Here is a 19927-nt window from a genome sequence, read left to right as displayed (position 1 = left end):
TCCTACGGTGTCCCATAGGAATCACTGATGAGGGAGCGGTGCGATGACCGGGGACCACGCAGGCAACGCGGACCGAGCGGACGCGAGCGACGCACGCAAGAGCGCCGAGGGGCTGGCCTACCTCTCCGGCTTCGGCAACGAACACAGCTCCGAAGCCGTGCCCGGCGCCCTGCCGCACGGCCGCAACTCCCCCCAGCGCGCCCCCCTCGGGCTCTACGCCGAGCAGCTGAGCGGCTCGGCGTTCACCGAGCCCCGCGCGCACAACCGGCGCTCCTGGCTCTACCGCATCCGCCCCTCGGCCGCGCACCCCCGGTTCACGCGCGTCGACAACGGCGCGCTGCGCACCGCCCCCTTCGCCGAGTCGGTGCCCGACCCCAACCGGCTGCGCTGGAACCCGCTCCCCGAGCCCGCCCCCGGCACGGACTTCCTCGCGGGCCTGTGGACGCTCGGCGGCAACGGCGACGCGACCCAGCGCACCGGCATGGGCATTCACCTCTACCACGCCAACTCCTCGATGACGGGCCGGGTGTTCAGCGACGCGGACGGCGAACTGCTCGTCGTGCCCGAGCACGGCGGACTGCTCCTGCGCACCGAGTTCGGCCTGCTGCACGCGGAGCCCGGAGAGGTCGCGCTGATCCCGCGCGGCGTGCGCTTCCGCGTGGAGCTCCTCGACGCGAGCGCCCGGGGATACGTGTGCGAGAACTACGGGGCGCCTTTCCAGCTCCCCGACCTGGGCCCGATCGGCGCCAACGGCCTGGCGAACGCCCGGGACTTCCGGGCGCCGGTCGCCGCGTACGAGGACGTCGAGGAACCGGTGGAGGTGGTGAACAAGTTCTGCGGCAACCTCTGGCGGGCGACGTACGACCACTCGCCGCTCGACGTGGTCGCCTGGCACGGCAACCACGTCCCGTACGTCTACGATTTGCACCGCTTCAACGTCATCGGCTCGATCAGCTACGACCACCCGGACCCGTCGATCTTCACGGTGCTCACCTCGCCGTCCGACACCCCCGGCCTCGCCGGCGTCGACTTCGTCGTCTTCGCGCCGCGCTGGCTGGTGGGCGAGGACACCTTCCGGCCGCCGTACTTCCACCGGAACGTGATGAGCGAGTACATGGGCCTGATCGAGGGCGCGTACGACGCGAAGGCAGAGGGCTTCGTGCCCGGCGGCGGTTCGCTGCACAACATGATGTCCGCGCACGGCCCCGACCGCGAGACCTTCGAGAAGGCGTCCGCGGCCGAGCTGCGCCCGCAGAAGATCGACGACGGCCTCGCCTTCATGTTCGAGACGCGCTGGCCGGTGACGGCGACCGAGCAGGCGGCGACCGCGTCCCACCTGCAGCGCGACTACGACGACGTGTGGCAGGGTCTGGAGCGCCACTTCCGTGACTGACTCGGAGAGACCGTGACCGCATTCGCCCCGGACTCGATCGTCCTGAATCGGAAGCTGCCGCTCTGGTATCAGGTGTCGCAGTCGTTGCGCGCCTCGATACTGGGGCGCTCCCCCGACGCCCCGCTCCGGCTGCCCACCGAGGAGCAGTTGGCGGGGCACTACGGGGTGAGCGTGCTGACCATGCGGCAGGCGCTCAAGGAGCTGGAGGACGAGGGGCTGATCACCCGGCACCGGCGGCGCGGCACCTTCATCGAGCCGAGCGCCCGGCGCGGCACCCCGGTCCGGCTGCTGGGCTCGGTCGACGCGATCGTGGCCCAGCAGTCGGGCATGACCACCCGGCTCCTCGACCACGGCACGGTCCCGCTCCCCGCCGAACTCGCCGAGCACTTCCCGGACTCGGCGGAGGTGGCGACGTACCACCGGCTGCGCCGCGACGAGAAGACGGGCGAGCCGACCAACCACGCGCGCAACTACATCCGTCCCGAACTGGCCGCCCGCATCGAGGGCGAGGACCTGGTGCGCTGGCCGATGACGAAGGTGCTGCGCGACGTGGTGGGCGTCCGCATCAGCCGGATCACCGACACCGTCGAGGCCACCCTCGCCGACCCGGAGACCGCACGGCTGCTCGAAGTGCCGCTGCTCAGCCCGATCCTGCACTACACGGGCGTCACCTACGACGAGCACGGCAGGACCCTGGACGTGGCCCGCATCCACTACCGCGGCGACCGCTTCTCCTTCTCGGTCACGCTCGACGCGACGTGACGGGGCCGGCCGCTCCCGTCGTACGATGCCGGACGTGACGCACGACGAAGCGCCGCTGTTGGCGGACCTCATGCCGTGGTCCGTCGCACCGCTCCGGCCGGGCCGCGGGTGGCCGATGGGCCCGGACTCCGCATCCCTGAAGGCCCGTTGGGACGCACTCGTGCGCGCGGCGGGCCAGGACCGCGAGACCCTGTTCCGCCCCACCCGCGCCCGCACCCTGCACACCGCGGTCGCCCAGCTCCCCGGCCACCCCGGCGGCACCGGCCGGCTGGCCCGCGAGAGCGGCCCCTGCCCCGAACCCGTGCGCGTACTGCACGGCCCGTACGACGAACAGTGGCTGATCCCCGACCACCGGCTCCTCGACGTCGCCCGTCCCGAGCTGTGGCGGGTCGCGGGCGAGGGCCAGCTCTTCGCCGTCGAACAGGGCCATGTCCCGGGCGCCGCGGGGCCCGCCGTCCTCGCCTGCGCGGTGCTGCCGGACGGCCGCTCACCGGCCGGGCGGCCGGGCCGCATCAGGCCGCTGTTCCGCCGCCCCGGTGGGCTTGAGCCCAATGTGACGCCCGGGCTGCTCGCGCACCTCTCGGACACGCTCGGGCAGGACGTGACGGCGCCCGCACTGCTCGCCTGGGTGCTGGCGGCCGGGACCGGCTCACCGGCCGGCTGCCGCGTGCCGCTCACCTACGACACCGACGTCTGGGCGCGGGGCGTGCAGCTCGGGCGGCAACTGCTCCGGCTGCAGCTGCGCGGCAACGGCAGTGGCGACCGGCCGAAACTGCCGGGCGGACGCAGGCCGTACGTCCGTTCGCCGCTCCCCGCCCGTCCGCGCACCCTCGCGTACGACGCCGACGAGGAGGTGCTCCTGGTCGGGGACGAGGGCGTCATCTCGCCGGTGCCGAGGGAGGCCTGGGAGTACGAGGTGAGCGGCGTGCGGATCGTCGAGCGGTGGTTCGCCCTGCGCACCGAGGCGGCCGACGCGGGCACCCTGGAGGCGATCCGGCCGGCGACCTGGCCCCAGCCGTGGACGTCCGAACTGCTCGAACTCATCACGGTGTTGGCGCTGGCGGCGGAGCTCGCCCCGCGCCAGGAGGAGCTGCGTTCGGCGCTCGGCGCGCCCCTCACCGAGGGCGGGCTGCGCCGGGCGGGTGTCCTGCCCGTGCCTGAGGGCGCGCGCCGGCCCGCGTCGGTCCTGGACCACCGCGAAGAGGGGCCGGAGGGGCAGTTCGCCCTGCTCTGAGGGGCGTGGGTGGCCCGTGCGGCCCGCTCGGGCCGTGCGACGGCGGCGGGTGGCCGGGGCGTTATTCTGTGGCCGCGGCCGGCGACATATCCCCTGACCAGCGTCTTTTCGGGACGCAACGGCCGCGTGGGACGAACAGGAAGCTCAGGTTGTGGACTACCAGGCCGTACTCGAAGAAGTCGCCGCCTTCGCCCGGCCGCTGGTGGGCCGCGGCCAGGTGGCCCAGTACATCCCGGCGCTCGCGGACGTGGACGCGGAGCGCTTCGGCATCGCGGTCGCCGACGTCGACGGTGAGGTGTACGGCGTCGGGGACTGGCAGGAGCCGTTCTCCGTGCAGTCCATCTCCAAGGCCTTCAGCCTCGCGCTCGTCCTCGCGGAGGGCGGCGACCGGATCTGGGACCGGGTCGGCACGGAACCGTCCGGCAACCCCTTCAACTCGCTCGTCCAGCTCGAGTACGAGAACGGCATCCCGCGCAATCCCTTCATCAACGCCGGCGCGCTGGTCGTCACGGACCGGCTGCAGACGCTCACCGGGGACGCCGGCACCACGATGCTGGAGTTCCTGCGCGCCGAGAGCGGCAACCCGGACCTCGCCTTCGATCCGGTGGTGGCCGCGTCCGAGGCCGAGCACGGCGACCGCAACGCCGCCCTCGCACACTTCATGGCGAGCTACGGCAACCTCGACAACCCCGTGGCCACGGTGCTCGAACACTACTTCCGGCAGTGCGCGATCCGGATGAGCTGCCGCGACCTCGCCCTCGCGGCCGCCTTCCTGGCCCGGCACGGGCTGCGCGGCAACGGCACGCGCCTGCTGCCCCCGCGCGAGGCGAAGCAGGTCAACGCGGTGATGCTCACCTGCGGGACGTACGACGCGGCGGGCAGCTTCGCCTACCGGGTCGGCCTCCCCGGCAAGAGCGGCGTCGGCGGCGGCATCGTCGCGGTGATCCCGGGCCGCTGCACCCTGTGCGTGTGGAGCCCGAGCCTGGACTCGTACGGCAACTCCGTAGCGGGCGTGGCGGCACTCGACCACTTCACTACGGTGACGGGCTGGTCGGTGTTCTAGAGCCCGCTGTCCGGATCAGGGGCCTTCTCGGCAGAGGCCCTTCTGCTGGGATCAGGCGGGCCGTGAACCGGTCGGGCGGTACGAGTCCAGCAGCCGGCCGAGCGCCCGCTCGAAGCTGTCCGCCGCGTCGCCGGGCGGCGGCCCCTCCGTCAGCATCGCGGAAAGCCGCGGATACGTCCCGTCCGCCAACTGCCCGGCCAGATAGGCGTATCGCACCTCCCGCTCCTCCTCCGCCGTCCACGGCAGACCCCGGGTGCGCTCGGCGACGGCGATCTCGTTCGCCACGGACGTCAGCGCCGTGCCGTTGACCATCGCGATGAGCTCCATCTTCGTGCCGTAGGGCACGTCGAGGCCCTCCAGGATCCCGAGGCAATGCTCCAGGTAGCGCAGCGCGTTCGGGCTGAAGCCGTGGACGGTGGACATGACGCGCACCATCCACGGGTGACGGTGCAGGAGCCCCCGGGTCTGGCGTCCGAGGGCGAACATCTCCGCGTGCCAGTCGCCGCCCACGGCCTCGTCCGACAGGTCGTACTCACCGCTGACCGCGTCGACCATCAGCTCGTAGAGGTCTTCCTTGCGCGGCACGTAGTTGTACAGCGACATGGTCCCGCAGCCCAGCTCATCCGCCACGCGCCGCATCGAGACCGCGTCGATGCCGTCCGCGTCGGCGATACGGACCGCCGCCTTCGCGATGTCGGCCCTGCTGTACGCGGGCTTGGGGCCGCGGCCCGCACGCTCGGGGCGCGCCCAGATCACTTCGGGGGTGGCCGCTCGGCCCGCCATGGATCATCACCTCGCCCACCATGTTAGTTACGTACGGCGTACGTAGTGAGGTACCGTGCGGCCATGACTTTTACGTACGCCGTACTTAGTGAGGGTCTGGAGTGCCGCTTCGGTTCGGGCCGGACGCCCGTGCACGCGTTGCGGGGCCTGGATCTCGCCGTCGCCGAGGGCACCGTGTGCGGGCTGCTCGGACCGAACGGCGCAGGCAAGACCACCGCGGTCCGGGTGCTCGCCACCCTGCGGACACCGGACGCGGGGACCGCACGGGTCGCCGGGCACGACGTGGTGCGGGAGCCGGCGGCGGTGCGCCGGAGCATCGGCGTCACCGGGCAGTACGCGTCGGTCGACGGCGATCTGACGGGCCGGGAGAACCTGCGGCTCTTCGGCCGGCTCCTGCGCGCGCCGCGCGGGCGCGCCGACGAGCTCCTGGAGCGGTTCGGCCTCACCGGGGCCGCCGGGCGCCCGGCCCGCACGTACTCGGGCGGGATGCGGCGCCGGCTCGATCTCGCGGCGAGCCTGATCACCCGGCCCGCCGTGCTCTTCCTCGACGAGCCCACCACCGGGCTCGACCCGCACAGCAGGAACGGTATCTGGGAAGCCGTGCGCGAGCTCGCGTCCGAGGGGACGACCGTCCTCCTGACCACCCAGTACCTGGAGGAGGCCGACCAACTGGCCGACGACATCGTGCTGATCGACGAGGGCCGGGCGGCGCATCGGGGCACGCCCGCCGAGCTGAAGGCGCAGATCGGGAACTACGCGGAGGTCGTCGTCGCCCCGGACGCTGCGCTGTCCGCCGCCGCCGCGGTGCTGGACCGGCTGACGGGGGCGGAGCCGGTGCTCGACGCGGCGGCCCGCACCGTCGGCGTGCTCGCCCGCGATCCGGGCCTCACGCTCCCCCGGCTCGTCCGCGAACTGGACGCGGCGGGCGTCCCCGTCGTGGACGCGAGCCTGCGACGGCCCTCACTGGACGACGTCTTCCTGCGGCTCACCGCCTGAGCCGCACGCCCCGGGCCGCCCGGCCCGCCGGCGCCCGCTCCCTCACCCCGGCCACTCCCTCATCCCCCCTTCACTCCCGGAGGTCCCACCCATGAGCGCCATCCTGTACGACGGCACCGCCGTGCTCGGGCGGCATCTGCGGCGCACCCGGCACGCGCCCGCGATCGCCATCATGACGCAGACGATGCCCGTCGTGTTCCTGCTCTTCTTCGGCTACGTGCTCGGCGGCGCCCTGGCGATGCCCGGCGCCGACTACCGGGCGTTCCTCGTCCCCGGGATGCTCGTCGCGACCGCCGCCAATGGCGTCATGACCGGCATGTTCACCGCCGCCCAGGACACCCACCGCGGGGTGACGGACCGGTTGCGGACGCTGCCGATGAGCCGGGCGGCGGTGCCGCTCGGGCAGGCGCTGGCCGATCTGCTGATCACGACGGCCGGGCTGGTGCCGCTGGTGCTCGTGGGGCTCGCGATGGGATGGCGGATCGAGGGCGGGCCGGTCGCCGCGGCCGGTGCGTTCGGGCTGCTGGCGCTCTTCCGGTTCGCGACGACCTGGATCGGGATCCTGCTCGGGCTCGTCTCGCGGAGCGAGGAGGCGGCGGGTCAGCTGGGCAGCGCCACGTTCATGCTGCCGCTGCTGTCGAGCGCGTACCTCCCGACCGACGGGCTGCCGTCCTGGCTGCGCCTCGTCGCGGAGTGGAATCCGATCAGCGCGGTGGCGACGGCGCTCCGCGATCTGTTCGGCAACGCATCGGTGCCGGCAGACGCGGCCTGGCCGGTCGCACACCCCGTGGCGGGATCGGTCATGTGGTCGCTCGCGCTGCTCGCGCTGTGTGTGCCGCTCGCCGTCCGCCGGTACGCCCGGGGCTAGCGCTGAGAGGGGCGGCCGGGCCGCCGGTCACTCCGGTCGCGTCGGCTCGACCGCGGGCCTCTCGGGGGAGTGTGGGCCGAGGGGCCCGGCGGTCGGTTGCGGCGTGGCTGAAACCCGATGGTTTCAACGGAGCTTTGGGGCAGGGGGGTTGTGGGTTTGGTGGTGACAGGTGACGGGGTGGAGCGGGGTGGGTGGGAAAGATCCGCCGCGGAGCGGCGGTTCCGTCCCGGGGACCACCCGCGGTCAGCGTCCGCCGAACAGCGAGCGCCGCAGCCTGCGCAGTGGCGCGAAGAGCGAGACTCGGCTCACTCGGACACCCCTGCTGCTGCGGGCGTGCGCGGCGTCACGTGAGGTCAGCTCACGCATCAGCAGCGTCGCCTCGTGCGACTCGCGCTGCGGGACGGCGGGGCCGCCCAGCACCGAGAGATGACGGTCGAGACGCGAACTGCTCGCGCTGCTGCCACAAGTGATCGCAGGGACACGCGCCCTGCTGCGCACCGTTATCTGTTCCATGTCACTCCCCACCCGTACGAGGGCACCCGGCCCAGGGCAGGTTAACCCTATCGCTCCCTCATGACACACGTGTATCCCGGTCGCAGGATTCACCTTCCCCACAAGGAGGTTGACGGTTACTCTCCGAATACGAGTGATTCCAGGGCGAGTTGGACATACGGCGCGAGAGGGGGGCGGTATCGCCCCCCTCCGGGCGCCGGGGCGGCGCTGTGACGTGGGGTATCTCACGTACCGTCAGTAGAGGTGGCGGACGAAGACGTCCGACGTGCCGTTGGTGTCGCCGGGCACGATGTCGTCGGCCGCGGACTGGAAGACCACGTCGCGCCCGTCGGCGCTGACCGCGTCGGTCCCGGCGGTGGCCGGCCGGTCCGAGATCGTCTCGTCGGTGCCGGTCCGCAGGTCGCGCAGGACCAGCGAGGGCCCGCCCGCGGCCTGCGGGGCGTACAGCAGATAACGGCCGGTGGGGTCGATGGCCACGCCCCGCGCGTCCGGCACCTGCTGGGCGGTGCCCGAACTCATGTCGTGGACGTAGGTGTCGGGGCCGGAGAGGTAGACGACCTTGCCGCCGTCGTCGCTGAGCTGCACGAGCGACGCCGCCTTGGCCGGGCCCTCGATCGGGCCGGAGGCGGTGCCGCCGGTCCGGTCCCACACGAACACGTCCTTCGCCTGAGCGTCCTGGTAGGCGAGGCGGCGGGCGTCACCGCTGAGGGAGGGCCGGGCCGGGAGGGTGTGGGAGAGGTCGGCGACGGTCTGCTTGGCGCCGGTGTTCCAGTCCTGCACCTCGACGCGCTGGCCGGACAGCGGCGCCTTGAAGCGGATGGCGAGGGCGATGTGGCGGCCGTCCGCGCCGAGCGAGGGCTGGCTGCAGCTGTGCGCGGAACAGTCGGCGGAAATCGTCCGCCCGGTGCTCACCTGGTACTGACGGATGCGTACGTCGTTCATCCACTGCACCGGGTACGCGACGTGTTCCCCGTCGCCGCTGATCACCGGGGGCTGCAGCGTGGTCAGATAGCCGATCCGGCCCGTCTGCCCGGTCCGCCGGTCGCGGACGAACACCTTGTCGCCGCCCGTCGACGTGTCGGACGTGAGGTTCTTCGCCGACGACGCGAAGACGACGTGACGTCCGTCGGGCGTGATCGAGGCGCCGGCGGAGGCGTCGTCGGCCTGCGTGCCGTCGGTGGCGACGCTGATCCGCTCGACACCGGCACCGGCACCGAGGCCGGTGGCGCCAGCTGCGGGTCCGGCCGAGGCGGTGGCGGTGGCGGTGGCGGTGGCGCCCGGCCACACCGCCACGACCGCACAGGCCACGACGGCCACCGTCGCGGATCTGGTCGTGCGCCCGGTCATGCGCTTGGTCATGGTCGTGTTCCCCCCAGTGGTGCGCGAGAGCTCGCGGAGGCCCCCCGTTCCCCGCGAGCGGCCACCTGCATGCAATCGCGGAGGCGTGGTGGGGTCAACGCGGGAATCCGGCCTGCGTGGATTGATGTCCAAGGGGGCCGCAACCGCGCTCGGTTGAGCTACTTTTGTGGAGAATCGCACTGCTGCGGATGGGGGCACCCGTGAGCCAGTCAGAGCGCGTGATCGCCGGGCGCTACCGTCTCCTGTCCCCCTTGGGCGAGGGCGGCATGGGCACCGTGTGGCGGGCCCGTGACGAGGTGCTCGGCCGCGAGGTGGCCGTCAAGGAGGTGCGCGCCCCCGCGGGGCTTCCGGCGGGGGACGTCGACCGGCTGTACGCCCGGCTGGAGCGCGAGGCCTGGGCCGCCGCCCGCATCCCGCACCGCAACGTGGTCACGGTCTACGACGTCGCCACCGACAGCGGCCGCCCGTGGATCGTCATGGAGATGGTGCGCGGCCTCTCGCTCTCCGACGTGCTGGACGCCGAGGGCGCGCTGCCCCCGCTGCGGGCCGCCCACATCGGCGCCGAGGTCCTCGCCGCCCTGCGCGCCGCTCACGGCGCCGGGGTCCTGCACCGCGACGTCAAGCCCGGCAACGTACTGATCGCCAACGACGGCCGCGTCGTCCTCAGCGACTTCGGCATCGCCCTGGTGGAGGGCAGTTCGGCGCTGACGATGACCGGCGAGGTCGTCGGGTCGCCCGAATTCCTCGCCCCGGAGCGGGCGTTGGGGCACCGGCCAGGACCCGCCTCGGACCTGTGGTCGCTCGGCGTCCTGCTGTACGCGGCGGTGGAGGGCAGCTCACCGTTCCGTCAGGACACCCCGCTGAGCACACTGCGCGCGGTCGTGGACGAACCGCTGCCGCCCGCCCGCGCCGCCGGGCCGCTCGCCCCGGTCATCGAGGGGCTGCTGCGCAAGGACCCCGACGAGCGGATGTCCGCCGCCGACGCCGAGCGCGATCTGCGGACCGTCGCCTCGGGCGGCACGCTGCGCGCGGAGGCCCCGGGCCCCTATCTGCCGACGGCCACCGCCGGGCAGCACCCGTACGAACCGACCCCGCCCGCGCCCCTGCCCGTCACCCCTCCCCCGCACCCGCCCACCACCACCGTCACCGGGGGCGCAGAACCCCGGCGGTCCCGTCGCGCGAGGGCGGCCCTGATCGCGGGGGTGGTCGCTCTGGCGCTCGCCCTGGGCGGTCTCACGTACGCCCTGGTCGACCGGGACGACGGCGACGACGGGAGTGACAACGGCGGTGCCCAGGTCGGCGGCGACCGGCCCACGGGCGGTCAGGGCGGGGACAGCAGCGCGTCGCCGAGTGCGGGCGGCGGCTCGGACGGGGGCGGTAAGACCGGCGACTCGGACGGGAACGGCGGCGGCTCCACGCACAACGGCGGCAACGGCAGCGGCAACAACGGCGGGCACAGCGGCACCACCAAGCCGCCCGCACAGACGGTGAAGGTGTACGTCTCCGGCGCCCACACGCGCTATACGGGGGTGTGCCCGCCGGCACCCGGTCAGGCGCCCTCGTTCACCGCGACGTTCACGGTGGGGCGCGTCCCCGCCACCGTCGAGTACCGCTGGGTCACCCGGTCCGGCGAGCCCGCCGATCCCGGCTGGAAGACGCTCGCGTTCCCCTCGGGGGGCGCCAGGACGCGGCAGGTCAACCACGTCGAGACGGCGTACGACCCGGACGGCGGCACGTACGAGAACGCGATCAGCGTCCAGGTGCGCCGCCCGGTGCAGACCACCTCGAACTCGGTCGCGTACGCGGTGGCCTGCGAGCAGGAGACCCCGACGGGCGGAGCCTCCTACTCGCCGTGAGGCGGGGGCGGGGGTCAGGCGGCCGAGGTGAAGACGGGCAGGTAGCCACCGGACTGGCCGGAGGCGGTGGGGTGGTAGGACTCGCTGATGTTCAGCCAGTTGACGCTGTGCAGCCAGGAGTTGCTCGAACAGATCTCGTGGCCGGAGAAGGCGGACGTGACGTCGCCGAAGGTGAAGCCGTGGTCGGCCGCGCGCTTCTCGGTGGCGGCGTTGAGGTAGTCGGACGCGCTGTTGATGGCGGACCGCTCCCGCTCGGAGAGGCCCGCGAGACAGCTGCCGCTCAGCTTGTAGAAGCGGGGGTAGCCGAGGACGACGACGTGGGCGGAGGGGGCCTTGGCGCTGATCGCGTCGTAGACCCGGTCGAGGTTGCCGGGGAGGGTGGAGTCGACGTACTTGCGGGCCGTGTCGATGCGCGCCAGGCAGTTGCTCTCGGACTGCAGCACACAGGTCGTCATGACGTCGGCGAATCCCGCGTCGTTGCCGCCGATGGAGATCGAGACGAGTCCGGTGCCGGAGCCGAGCGGGCCGAGCTGGTTCGCCAGAACATCACCCGTACGAGCACCCGAGCAGGCGGTGAAGTTAAAGCTTGCGGGTGAATGGGCCGCCGCCCACAGGGCGGGGTAGGCGCGGGTGCTGCGCTTGCAGTTGCCGCTTCCGCTGTCGTAGTTGCCGGCGCCGACGCCCGAGGAGTAGGAGTCGCCGAGGGCCACATAGCCGCCGGCCGCGGCCCGTTGACCGGCCGACTGGTCCGCGTGGGCCGCCGCCGCCCCGGTGAGGGCGAAGGCGATCGCGAGGAGGAGCGAGGACATGTATGCCGTGATGCGGGACAATTTCATGGAACCTCCCTTAGCAGGGTTTCTGCCTCGACCGTGGTAGCACGCGGCACGGGTCGCCGATAGTGTCCATGTCAATAAGTTCCTCGATGAGTCACTCATCAACTGACTTGCCCACATGGGGAGTTCACCAACACTCACGGGTGATGACGGGGAACATCTGCACGCCCCCTCCGCACCTTGACGCGCCGATCTCGGCTGCGCGACATTGAAGCCCGGCATCCGGCGCGCTGGGGGGCAAAGTCGCCAATGCAGTCCATAGGGAACAAACTTCCGACGACGGACCTGTCGCCGCTGCTCACCGGGGCAGGCGTCACCGTCGCCGGGGCGGGCGCGACGCTGGCGCTCGCCGATCTGGAGTCGCCGCTGCGCGGGCCCCTCACCCTCTTCTTCCTCCTCGCCGCGCCGGCCGCCGCGCTCGGCGCGGCGCTGCGGGGACTGACGCCGTGGGGGCGCGCCGTCGCCTCCGTCTCCGGGGCCGTCGCGCTCGACATGCTGGTGGCGCAGGGGATGTTGGCGCTGCACCTGTGGTCGGTGCGCGGCGGTGTCGTCGCGGTCGCCGTGCTCAGCTCGCTCATCCTGCTGCCGTCAGTGGTACGGCGGCGCGCCCTCGCACCGTGCGAAGGGACCGCACGAACGCACCGTACGAAGGCACCGCACCGACGCACCGCACGAAGGTGGACCTCCTGACGTGAACATCACCGTGCACCGCCCCGGCGAACTCACCTCCGCCGACCGGGCGGCGTGGACCGCTTGGCAGTCCAAGGCCCATCTCGACGGAGCGCCCGAGCTCGCCAACCCCTTCCTCTCCCCCGAGTTCGCGGTCGCCACCGGGCACCAACGACGCGGGGTGCGGATCGCCGTCGTACGCGAGGAGAACGGCCCTGCGGCGTTCCTGCCGTTCCAGCGGTCCGTGGCGGGCGTCGGCCGGGCCGTCGGCATCGGCGTCTCCGACTGCCAGGGGCTCGTGCACCGGCCGGGCTTCACCTGGGACGCCCGGGAACTGGTGCGGGGCTGCGGGCTCGCGGTGTGGGAGTTCGATCACCTGGTGGGCGGTCAGCCGTCGTTCGCGGCGGGCGCTTCCGGCACCTTCGCGTCCCCGGTGATCGACGTCGACGGCGGCTACGCCGAGTATCTCGGCGGCCTCCGGGAGCGGTCGCCGAAGTTCACCCGAACGACGCTGGCCAAGGAGCGCAGGCTCGGCCGGGACCACGGCGCGGTGCGCTACGTGCACGACGAGCGCGACCCCGCCGTCCTCGCCCGGCTGATGGCGTGGAAGTCGGCGCAGTACCGCAGGACGGGGCGCGGCGACCGGTTCGCGCGCCCGTGGATCACCGGCCTGGTGCGCCGGCTCTTCCACACCCGCTCCGCCTCGTTCGCCGGGATCCTGTCGGTCCTGTACGTGGCGGACGTGCCGGTCGCCGCGCACTTCGGGCTGCGTTCGGAGCGGATCCTCGCCTGCTGGTTCCCCGCGTACGACCCGGCGTACGCGAAGTACTCGCCCGGACTCGTGCTGCATCTGCGCATGGCCGAGGCGGCCGCCGCCGACGGAATCGCGTACCTGGACATGGGGCGCGGTCAGAAGGCCTACAAGGATTCCCTCAAGACACGCGAACTCACCGTGTCCGAGGGGTGGGTGGCGCTGCGCCACCCGGTCGCGCTCGGACACCGGGCGCGGCGTGCTCCGGTCCGGGCGATACGGAACACCGTGCAATCCAGACCGGAATTGTTCGAACCGGCCGACAGACTGCTCAAGACCATAGGCAGGATGCGGTCCGGAAAACGCGCGGAAAGCGATTTCACGTCGATGCAATAGGCGCGGCAGGGGGGTGTCGTGACCGGCCTCGGCTCGACGGCCGGGTCACGTCCCGCGCGATCTTCGGCTCACTCGGCATGCACGGAGTTCTCTTCGTCATGCCCGCATGAGCACCCCCCTTTCGCACCGGATCCATTGTTCGCAATGGATCCATTACCGGATGGCCCGGGTTGGGCCGCCCCCGGACGAGAGGGATCACCGCACTCAATGTCTTCTTCCGTACGCCCGGCCGACGCCGGCCAGGACCCGCTGGACCAGAGCGCCAGGAATTACCGCCCGATCTCCACGCACCTGGCGATCGCGCCTCCGGTCAGCGTCGTCATACCCGCCATGAACGAAGCGGAGAATCTGCCGTACGTGTTCAAGACACTGCCCGCATGGATCCACGAAGTCGTTCTCGTGGACGGCAATTCCACCGACGACACGGTGGCCGTCGCCCGTGAGCTGTGGCCCGGCGTGAAGGTCGTCCGCCAGCGCGGCAAGGGCAAGGGCGACGCGCTGATCGCCGGCTTCGCCGCGTGCACCGGCGACATCATCGTGATGATCGACGCCGACGGCTCGGCCGACGGCCACGAGATCGTCTCCTACGTCTCCGCCCTCGTCTCCGGCGCGGACTTCGCCAAGGGCTCGCGGTTCGCCAACGGCGGCGGCACGGACGACATGACGCCCATCCGCAAGCTCGGCAACCACGTCCTGTGCTCCGTCGTGAACACCAAGTTCGGCGCCCGCTACACGGACCTCTGCTACGGCTACAACGCCTTCTGGCGGCACTGCCTGGACAAGATCGAGCTCGACTGCACCGGCTTCGAGGTCGAGACCCTGATGAACATCCGAGTCGTCAAGGCAGGGCTCAAGGTGCAGGAGATCCCGAGCCACGAGTACCTGCGGATCCACGGCGTCAGCAATCTCAGGGCCGTCCGGGACGGCATCCGCGTCCTCAAGGTGATCCTCGGCGAGCGATCCCACCGGTCCCGGTGGGCCCGGCGGGCCGGCAGGAGCGCTCGGGTGCTCCCCTACGGCCCGAGACAGGGAGAGGTGTCGTGACCGCGCGGATCTCCGTCGTCGTCTGCGTGTACACCGAGGACCGCTGGGCGGACATCCGCGCCGCCGTCGCCTCGGTGCGCGCCCAGTCGCTCACGGCCCTGGAGACCCTTCTCGTGGTGGACCACAACGCCGCGCTCCTGCGCCGGCTGGCCCGGGAGTACCGGGGGACGGAGGGGGTGCGGGTGCTCGCGAACGCGGGCCCCCGCGGCCTGTCGGCCGGCCGCAACACCGGGATCGCCGCCTGTCGCGGTGAGTTCGTCGCCTTCCTCGACGACGACGCCGTCGCCGAGCGGGACTGGCTGCGGCACCTCGCCGAGGGGTTCGCGGATCCGCGGGTGCTCGCCGTCGGCGGCCGCACCCTGCCGGCCTGGGACTCCGGGCGGCGGCCCGGCTGGTTCCCCGAGGAGTTCGACTGGGTCGTCGGCTGCACCTACCGCGGGCTGCCGCCGGGGCGGGTGCGGGTGCGCAACGTCCTCGGCGGCAACGCCGCGTTCCGGCGCACCGCCTTCGACGCCGCGGGCGGCTTCGCCACGGGCATCGGACGGGACGGCGGCAAACGCCCGCTGGGCTGCGAGGAGACGGAGTTCTGCATCCGCCTCACCCGCGCGAGACCCGACGCCGTCCTGCTCATCGACGACCGCGCGGTGATCCACCACCGGGTGCCGGCCGCACGGGAGCGGTTCCGTTACTTCCGTACCAGGACCTACGCGGAGGGGCTCTCCAAGGCGCTGGTGTCCCGGAGCGTCGGCGCCGGCCAGGGCCTGGCGTCGGAGCGGCGCTACACCACCCGGGTCCTGCCCGCCGGCATCGGCCGGGGCCTGCGCGACGCGGCCCTCGGCAGACCCGGCGGCGCGGGCCGCGCCGGGGCCATCGTGGCGGGGGTGCTCAGTGCGGCCGGCGGGTACGCGCTCGGCAGCCTCCGGGCGCGCAGGGGCGGCGCCGGGTTCTCCGTCGCGGAGATCGCAGAGATCTCGGAGATCGAGGAGAACGAGGAGATCGAGGAGAACGAGGAGATCGGGGAGACCGGGGAGACCGGGGAGACCGGGGAGACCGCGGGCGGGGAGGGAGCTGCGGCATGAGCACGCAAGCGGTGCCGATACTGATGTATCACTCCGTGGCCCCCGCGCCGAACGTGGCGACGCACGACCTGTCCGTCGCGCCGGACGCCTTCACGCGCCAGATGGAGATGCTCGGCGAGCGCGGGTTCACCCCGCTCACCACCGCCCAACTGGCCGCCGTCTGGCGCACGTCCGGCGGCCGCCTCCCCGAAAGGCCGATCCTGATCACCTTCGACGACGGCTACGAAGGCGTGCACCGGTACGCGCTTCCCGTCCTCGCCCGGCTCGGCTTCGCGTCCACCGTGTTCGTCTCCACCGGCTGGCTGCGCGGCGAGCACGACACCGGGGGCGGCCCGGACCGCATGCTCGACTGGGACCAGGTGCGCGAACTCGCCGCCGCGGGCGCGGAGATCGGGGGGCACAGCCACACCCACCCCGAACTCGACCAGCTGGACGACGACGCGCTCGCGTTCGAGCTGCGGCGCTGCCGCGACATCGTCACCGACCAGGTCGGCACCCGGCCGGTGTCGTTCGCGTACCCGTACGGCTACTCCAGCCGCCGGGTGCGCACACGCGTGCGCGAGACGGGCTTCGACCAGGCGCTCGCCGTCGGCAACGACCTGGCCCGGCGCGCCCAGGGCCCGTACGCGCTCCGGCGCGTGACCGTGCGCCGCTCCACCGGGCCCGAGGAGTTCGAGCGGCTCGTCACGGGCCGGTCGCTCGTCCGCACCTTCGCCGGGGACCGCGCCCTGACCAAGGGGTACGCCGTGGTCCGCAGAGCACGACAGGTCCGTCGGAAGGCCATCCCTTCACGTGTCTGACACGACCACGGCCCAGACCGGCGTCACCGGGCCCGGAACACCGCCGCCCGGCCGGGGCGGCGGCCCCAGCCCGCTCTTCCGCAACGCCTACGCGCTCATGCTCAACACCGGGATCTCCGGCGTCCTCGGCGTGGGCTACTGGCTGGCCGCGGCCCGCTACTACTCGGAGCCGGCCGTCGGCCAGGGGTCCGCGGCGATCGCCGCCATGAAGCTCCTCGCCGGGCTCACCGCGCTGACGCTGACCGGTGCGCTCGCCCGGTTCATCCCCGTCGCCGGGCGCGGCGTGGGCCGGCTCATCTTCCGTACGTATGCGGCCAGTTCGGTGGCGGTGGCGCTCGCCGCCTGCGCCTTCCTGCTCACGCTCGGCTTCTGGGGACCCTCGTACCGCTTCCTGCACGGGCCGGCGCACGGCACCGGGTTCGTCCTCGCCGTCGTCGCCTGGTCGGTGCTGACCCTCCAGGACGGTGTGCTGACGGGGCTGCGCAACGCGCTCTGGGTGCCCGTCGGCAACACCGTCTTCTCGGTCGCCAAGCTCGGGCTGCTCATCGCGATGGCCGCGGCGGTCCCCACCGCCGGCGTCTTCGTCTCCTGGGTCGCCGCCATCCTCGTGTCGGTGGTCCCGCTCGGCTGGCTGGTCTTCCGGCGTCTGGTGCCCCGGCACGTGCGGGCCACCGGCGGCACGGCACGGCCGCCGACGGCGCGCGAGGTCGGCCGTTTCCTGGCCGGCGACTACACCGGCTCGCTCTTCTCGCTCGCCGTGGTCTACCTGGTCCCGGTGCTGGTCGCCTCCCAGGTCGGCTCGGTCGACAACGCGTACTTCTACATCGCCGCCACCATCGGCGGCACCGTCAATCTGCTCGCCATCAACATGGGCGCGTCGCTGACCGTCGAGGGTGCGCACGACCCGGCGCTGCTCGCCGCCAACACCCGCTCGGCGCTGCGCCGGATGGCGCTGCTCATGCTACCGGTGTGCGGGGTGCTCTTCCTCGCGGCGCCGCTGATCCTGCGCCTGTTCGGGCGGGGCTACGCGGACGCGGCCACGCCGTTGCTGCGCTGGTTCGCGGTGGGGGCGCTGCTGCGGGTCGTCATGGAGACGTACTTCGCGGTGCGGCGCGCACAGAACAGAACGTCCGGGATCGCCTGGCTGCAGGGCCTGTTGTGCGTCCTGGTGCTCGGCCTGACGCTGCTCCTGCTGCCGCGGATGGGGCTGGCCGGGGCGGGCGTCGCGGAGGTCTGCAGCCTCGCTGTGATCGTGGCCATCGCGGCGCCGAAGCTGTACGGGGTGGTGCGGGGCGTGCCCGGGAAGCCGGCGGCCGGGATGACACGGGAAGAGAGGGTGGCGCGGGACGGGGACCTGGCGGACCTGGGCGTACCGTCCGGCGGGGAGCCCGTGCGCGAGAAGCCAGGCCCATCCCCGTCTGCTCGCCGCCGCCACATCCTGGTCATGGCGCTGCTCTTGGCCACCGCTCTCGCCCTGTACTGGCTGCCCGTCCTCGGTCTCGGCGAGCGGGACCTCGACGCCATGGGCGGGCTCGGCCTGGTCTCCGTCCTGCCGCCGCTCACGCTGCTCGGCGCGGCCCTTCTCGTCGTCGTGTTCGCGGCGCTGCTCGGGATGGACCGGCCGGTCCGGGGCCTCCTGCTCCTGACTCTGCTGGCCACCGCGGTGTCGCTGCACGCCCTGCCCGCGGTCGTCGAGACCGAGCCGCGGTTCGCGACGGCCTGGCAGCACCTGGGCTTCCTGGAGTACATCGACCGGACGGGCTCCGCGGTGCCCGACCTGGACGCGCGCTGGAGCTGGCCGGGGTTCTTCGCCGTGGCCACCTTCGTCGCGCGGGCGTGCGGCGTCTCGGATCCGACCGAGGTGATCCGCTGGTGGCCGACGGCCGTCCAAGTCCTCTACCTGGCACCGATGTTGCTGCTCGTGCGCTCCCTGAGGGCGTCCTGGCGCGCCAAGTGGGCGGGGCTGTGGGTCTTCGTCCTGAGCGGCTGGGTCGGCCAGGACTACTTCTCCCCGCAGGGCTTCACGTATCTGCTGTACCTCGCCTTCGTCGCGGTCCTGCTGGTGTGGTTCCGGGCGCCGCGCGTGCTGTGGGCCGGGCGGCGCCCCGGTGAGGCGGAGGTCGAAGCGGTCGGCCGCCGGGAGCGTGTGGTGCTCCTGCTCGTCCTGACCGGGCTCTTCGCGGCGACGGTTCCCGCGCACCAGCTGACGCCGTTCATGATGCTCGGCGTCCTCACGGTCCTGGTCATGGCCGGCCGGTGTGAGCTGCGCGGCCTGCCGCTCCTCTGCGGTCTGCTGGTGGTCGGGTGGCTGGGCTTCCTCGCCGAGCCGTACTGGTCGGGTCATTTCGACGACCTGTTCGGCGGGGTCGGCGGGGTGGGCGGCAACGTGTCGTCGTCGGTCACCGGCCGTATGGCGGGCGGCAGTTCGGCCCACCGGCTCGTGCTGTCCGCGCGCGTCACGATGGCCGGCGCCGTCATGGCGCTGGCCTGCTGGGGCTGGTGGCGTCGGCGCCGCAACGGGTACGGCGAACGTGCGCTGATCGTCCTGACGTTCGTGCCGTTCCTCGGCTTCGGCATGCAGTCGTACGGCGGCGAGATGGCATTGCGCGTCTTCATGTTCGCGCTGCCGGGCGCGGCGCTGCTCGCGGGCCTCGCGCTGTTCCCGCGCGCGGGCGTCACGCCGCGGGAGCGCGTCGTGCCGCGCGAGCGCGGCCGGGACCGTGCGGGGCTCACGCCGTGGGCCGCGCTGCTCGCCGGGCTCGTCCTGATGGGCGGTTTCCTGGTGGCCCGTTGGGGCAACGAGCCCTTCGAGCAGATCCGTCCCGGCGAGGTCGCGGCCATGGAGTACGTGTACGCACACGACGACCCGACGGTGCGGCTGCTCTGGATGACCGCCGACCCGGTCGACGACGTGACGCCCGCGATGCCGTGGGGCGCCCGCGACATGGAGAAGGTGGAGTACGTCCCCACGCTCGCGCCAACCGACCCCGAGCTGGTGTCCGGCCTGGTGAAGGCGCTCAAGGACGCGGGCCCCCGCTCGTACCTGATGGTCAACCGGGGCCAGACGACCTATCTGCGGCTGGACGCGGGCTACCCGCCGGGGTGGGCGTCACGGCTCCTCGGCCGTCTCGACGAGCGCGGGGACCTGACGAAGGTGCTCGGCAACGACGACGCGACGCTCTACACGCTGCGCGAGCGCCCGGACGGCCCCGTCGCCGAGCCCGATCCGGGCCCCGTCGGGCCGAAGGTGACCTGGACGCCCTGGTCGGTGGCGGGCGGACTCGCCGCCGTCCTGCTCGTCCTGATCCTCGGGGCGCGCGAGGTGGTACGGGTCGGTGCGGCGCCGAGCATGCGTCAACAGCGGTGGCTGCAGGGCAGTTTCTGGTTCGCGCTGCCGCTGCTGGCACTGTTCCTCGCCTCGCTGGTCCAACGGTTCGTGACGATGGCGTGAGGGGGGGGCGGGTGAGGTGCCTGGCCGGGGTGGCGTGCGCGGGACGGCGCGTGACGGTGGCGTCGGCGGTCGGCCGG

Annotated in this window: 17 protein-coding genes; 13 read left to right on the top strand and 4 right to left on the bottom strand. The window is 72.6% G+C overall.

The window, feature by feature from the left end; genetic code table 11:
• Positions 1-43 precede the first annotated feature (43 nt).
• The 4 genes from hmgA (at position 44) to ACZ6CV_RS31795 (ending at position 4452) form a co-directional block, all read left to right on the top strand.
• Complete coding sequence (hmgA, locus tag ACZ6CV_RS31810) at positions 44-1393, top strand: homogentisate 1,2-dioxygenase (RefSeq protein WP_469254619.1); 1350 nt, start codon at positions 44-46, stop codon at positions 1391-1393.
• Positions 1394-1405: 12 nt separating this feature from the next.
• A complete protein-coding gene (locus ACZ6CV_RS31805) occupies positions 1406-2155 on the top strand; it encodes a GntR family transcriptional regulator (RefSeq protein ID WP_355810080.1) in 750 nt (249 codons plus the stop codon).
• Positions 2156-2180: 25 nt separating this feature from the next.
• Positions 2181-3389 (top strand): type ISP restriction/modification enzyme, encoded by a 1209-nt coding sequence (locus ACZ6CV_RS31800; protein WP_469254617.1) that lies wholly within the window; start codon positions 2181-2183, stop codon positions 3387-3389.
• Positions 3390-3540: 151 nt separating this feature from the next.
• Positions 3541-4452, top strand: a complete 912-nt coding sequence (locus ACZ6CV_RS31795) for a glutaminase (RefSeq protein ID WP_469254616.1) — start codon at positions 3541-3543, stop codon at positions 4450-4452.
• A gap of 51 nt (positions 4453-4503) precedes the next feature.
• Here the strand turns inward: ACZ6CV_RS31795 and ACZ6CV_RS31790 are convergent, their stop codons facing one another.
• Complete coding sequence (locus ACZ6CV_RS31790; protein WP_469254615.1) at positions 4504-5235, bottom strand: TetR/AcrR family transcriptional regulator; 732 nt, start codon at positions 5233-5235, stop codon at positions 4504-4506.
• A 63-nt stretch (positions 5236-5298) separates the two neighbouring features.
• Between ACZ6CV_RS31790 and ACZ6CV_RS31785 the strand changes: the two genes are divergently transcribed.
• Together ACZ6CV_RS31785 and ACZ6CV_RS31780 are read left to right on the top strand one after the other, a co-directional pair.
• Positions 5299-6231, top strand: a complete 933-nt coding sequence (locus ACZ6CV_RS31785) for an ATP-binding cassette domain-containing protein (RefSeq protein ID WP_469254613.1) — start codon at positions 5299-5301, stop codon at positions 6229-6231.
• 91 nt (positions 6232-6322) lie between these two features.
• Entirely contained in the window at positions 6323-7099 is a 777-nt protein-coding gene (locus tag ACZ6CV_RS31780) for an ABC transporter permease (protein ID WP_469254611.1), read from the top strand.
• A gap of 243 nt (positions 7100-7342) precedes the next feature.
• Here ACZ6CV_RS31780 and ACZ6CV_RS31775 read toward each other — a convergent pair whose 3' ends face one another.
• Both ACZ6CV_RS31775 and ACZ6CV_RS31770 read right to left on the bottom strand, forming a co-directional pair.
• Positions 7343-7612, bottom strand: coding sequence for a hypothetical protein (locus ACZ6CV_RS31775; protein ID WP_355810071.1), 270 nt, complete (start codon positions 7610-7612; stop codon positions 7343-7345).
• A gap of 234 nt (positions 7613-7846) precedes the next feature.
• Positions 7847-8971: a TolB family protein gene (locus ACZ6CV_RS31770; RefSeq protein ID WP_469254609.1), complete on the bottom strand. Its 1125-nt coding sequence runs from the start codon at positions 8969-8971 to the stop codon at positions 7847-7849.
• A 188-nt stretch (positions 8972-9159) separates the two neighbouring features.
• Between ACZ6CV_RS31770 and ACZ6CV_RS31765 the strand changes: the two genes are divergently transcribed.
• Complete coding sequence (locus tag ACZ6CV_RS31765; protein WP_469254607.1) at positions 9160-10827, top strand: serine/threonine-protein kinase; 1668 nt, start codon at positions 9160-9162, stop codon at positions 10825-10827.
• A gap of 14 nt (positions 10828-10841) precedes the next feature.
• Here the strand turns inward: ACZ6CV_RS31765 and ACZ6CV_RS31760 are convergent, their stop codons facing one another.
• Positions 10842-11663: an SGNH/GDSL hydrolase family protein gene (locus ACZ6CV_RS31760; protein WP_469254605.1), complete on the bottom strand. Its 822-nt coding sequence runs from the start codon at positions 11661-11663 to the stop codon at positions 10842-10844.
• A 246-nt stretch (positions 11664-11909) separates the two neighbouring features.
• On the opposite strand from ACZ6CV_RS31760, the gene ACZ6CV_RS31755 reads away from it, so the two are divergent.
• From ACZ6CV_RS31755 to ACZ6CV_RS31730, 6 genes are all read left to right on the top strand, one after another.
• Positions 11910-12350 carry a hypothetical protein gene (locus tag ACZ6CV_RS31755; RefSeq protein ID WP_469254603.1) on the top strand — a complete coding sequence of 147 codons (441 nt, stop codon included), beginning with the start codon at positions 11910-11912 and terminating at the stop codon, positions 12348-12350.
• A 1-nt stretch (position 12351) separates the two neighbouring features.
• The gene (locus ACZ6CV_RS31750; protein WP_469254602.1) at positions 12352-13476 is read left to right on the top strand and encodes a GNAT family N-acetyltransferase; all 1125 of its coding nucleotides are present in this window, start codon (positions 12352-12354) and stop codon (positions 13474-13476) included.
• Positions 13477-13683: 207 nt separating this feature from the next.
• Positions 13684-14520 (top strand): glycosyltransferase family 2 protein, encoded by an 837-nt coding sequence (locus ACZ6CV_RS31745; protein ID WP_362371009.1) that lies wholly within the window; start codon positions 13684-13686, stop codon positions 14518-14520.
• Positions 14517-15599, top strand: coding sequence for a glycosyltransferase family 2 protein (locus ACZ6CV_RS31740; protein ID WP_469254600.1), 1083 nt, complete (start codon positions 14517-14519; stop codon positions 15597-15599). Before ACZ6CV_RS31745 ends, ACZ6CV_RS31740 begins: the two co-directional genes overlap by 4 nt.
• Complete coding sequence (locus ACZ6CV_RS31735) at positions 15596-16399, top strand: polysaccharide deacetylase family protein (RefSeq protein ID WP_469254598.1); 804 nt, start codon at positions 15596-15598, stop codon at positions 16397-16399. The genes ACZ6CV_RS31740 and ACZ6CV_RS31735 overlap by 4 nt, the downstream gene beginning before the upstream one ends.
• Positions 16392-19850: a lipopolysaccharide biosynthesis protein gene (locus ACZ6CV_RS31730; RefSeq protein WP_469254597.1), complete on the top strand. Its 3459-nt coding sequence runs from the start codon at positions 16392-16394 to the stop codon at positions 19848-19850. The genes ACZ6CV_RS31735 and ACZ6CV_RS31730 overlap by 8 nt, the downstream gene beginning before the upstream one ends.
• Positions 19851-19927 lie beyond the last annotated feature (77 nt).

This window comes from Streptomyces sp. NPDC041713 (genome assembly GCF_055591085.1).
Note: the sequence above shows the minus strand (reverse complement) of the source record. Positions and strands in the feature narration are given on the sequence as shown.

What these genes read in the sequence shown, in the direction of transcription:
- hmgA (WP_469254619.1), top strand. Translation starts at nt 44, where the DNA reads ATGACCGGGGACCACGCAGGCAACGCGGACCGAGCGGACGCGAGCGAC.
- ACZ6CV_RS31800 (WP_469254617.1), top strand. Translation starts at nt 2,181, where the DNA reads ATGCCGGACGTGACGCACGACGAAGCGCCGCTGTTGGCGGACCTCATG.
- ACZ6CV_RS31790 (WP_469254615.1), bottom strand. Translation starts at nt 5,235, where the DNA reads ATGGCGGGCCGAGCGGCCACCCCCGAAGTGATCTGGGCGCGCCCCGAG.
- ACZ6CV_RS31785 (WP_469254613.1), top strand. Translation starts at nt 5,299, where the DNA reads ATGACTTTTACGTACGCCGTACTTAGTGAGGGTCTGGAGTGCCGCTTC.
- ACZ6CV_RS31780 (WP_469254611.1), top strand. Translation starts at nt 6,323, where the DNA reads ATGAGCGCCATCCTGTACGACGGCACCGCCGTGCTCGGGCGGCATCTG.
- ACZ6CV_RS31775 (WP_355810071.1), bottom strand. Translation starts at nt 7,612, where the DNA reads ATGGAACAGATAACGGTGCGCAGCAGGGCGCGTGTCCCTGCGATCACT.
- ACZ6CV_RS31770 (WP_469254609.1), bottom strand. Translation starts at nt 8,971, where the DNA reads ATGACCAAGCGCATGACCGGGCGCACGACCAGATCCGCGACGGTGGCC.
- ACZ6CV_RS31765 (WP_469254607.1), top strand. Translation starts at nt 9,160, where the DNA reads ATGGGGGCACCCGTGAGCCAGTCAGAGCGCGTGATCGCCGGGCGCTAC.
- ACZ6CV_RS31760 (WP_469254605.1), bottom strand. Translation starts at nt 11,663, where the DNA reads ATGAAATTGTCCCGCATCACGGCATACATGTCCTCGCTCCTCCTCGCG.
- ACZ6CV_RS31755 (WP_469254603.1), top strand. Translation starts at nt 11,910, where the DNA reads ATGCAGTCCATAGGGAACAAACTTCCGACGACGGACCTGTCGCCGCTG.
- ACZ6CV_RS31745 (WP_362371009.1), top strand. Translation starts at nt 13,684, where the DNA reads ATGTCTTCTTCCGTACGCCCGGCCGACGCCGGCCAGGACCCGCTGGAC.
- ACZ6CV_RS31735 (WP_469254598.1), top strand. Translation starts at nt 15,596, where the DNA reads ATGAGCACGCAAGCGGTGCCGATACTGATGTATCACTCCGTGGCCCCC.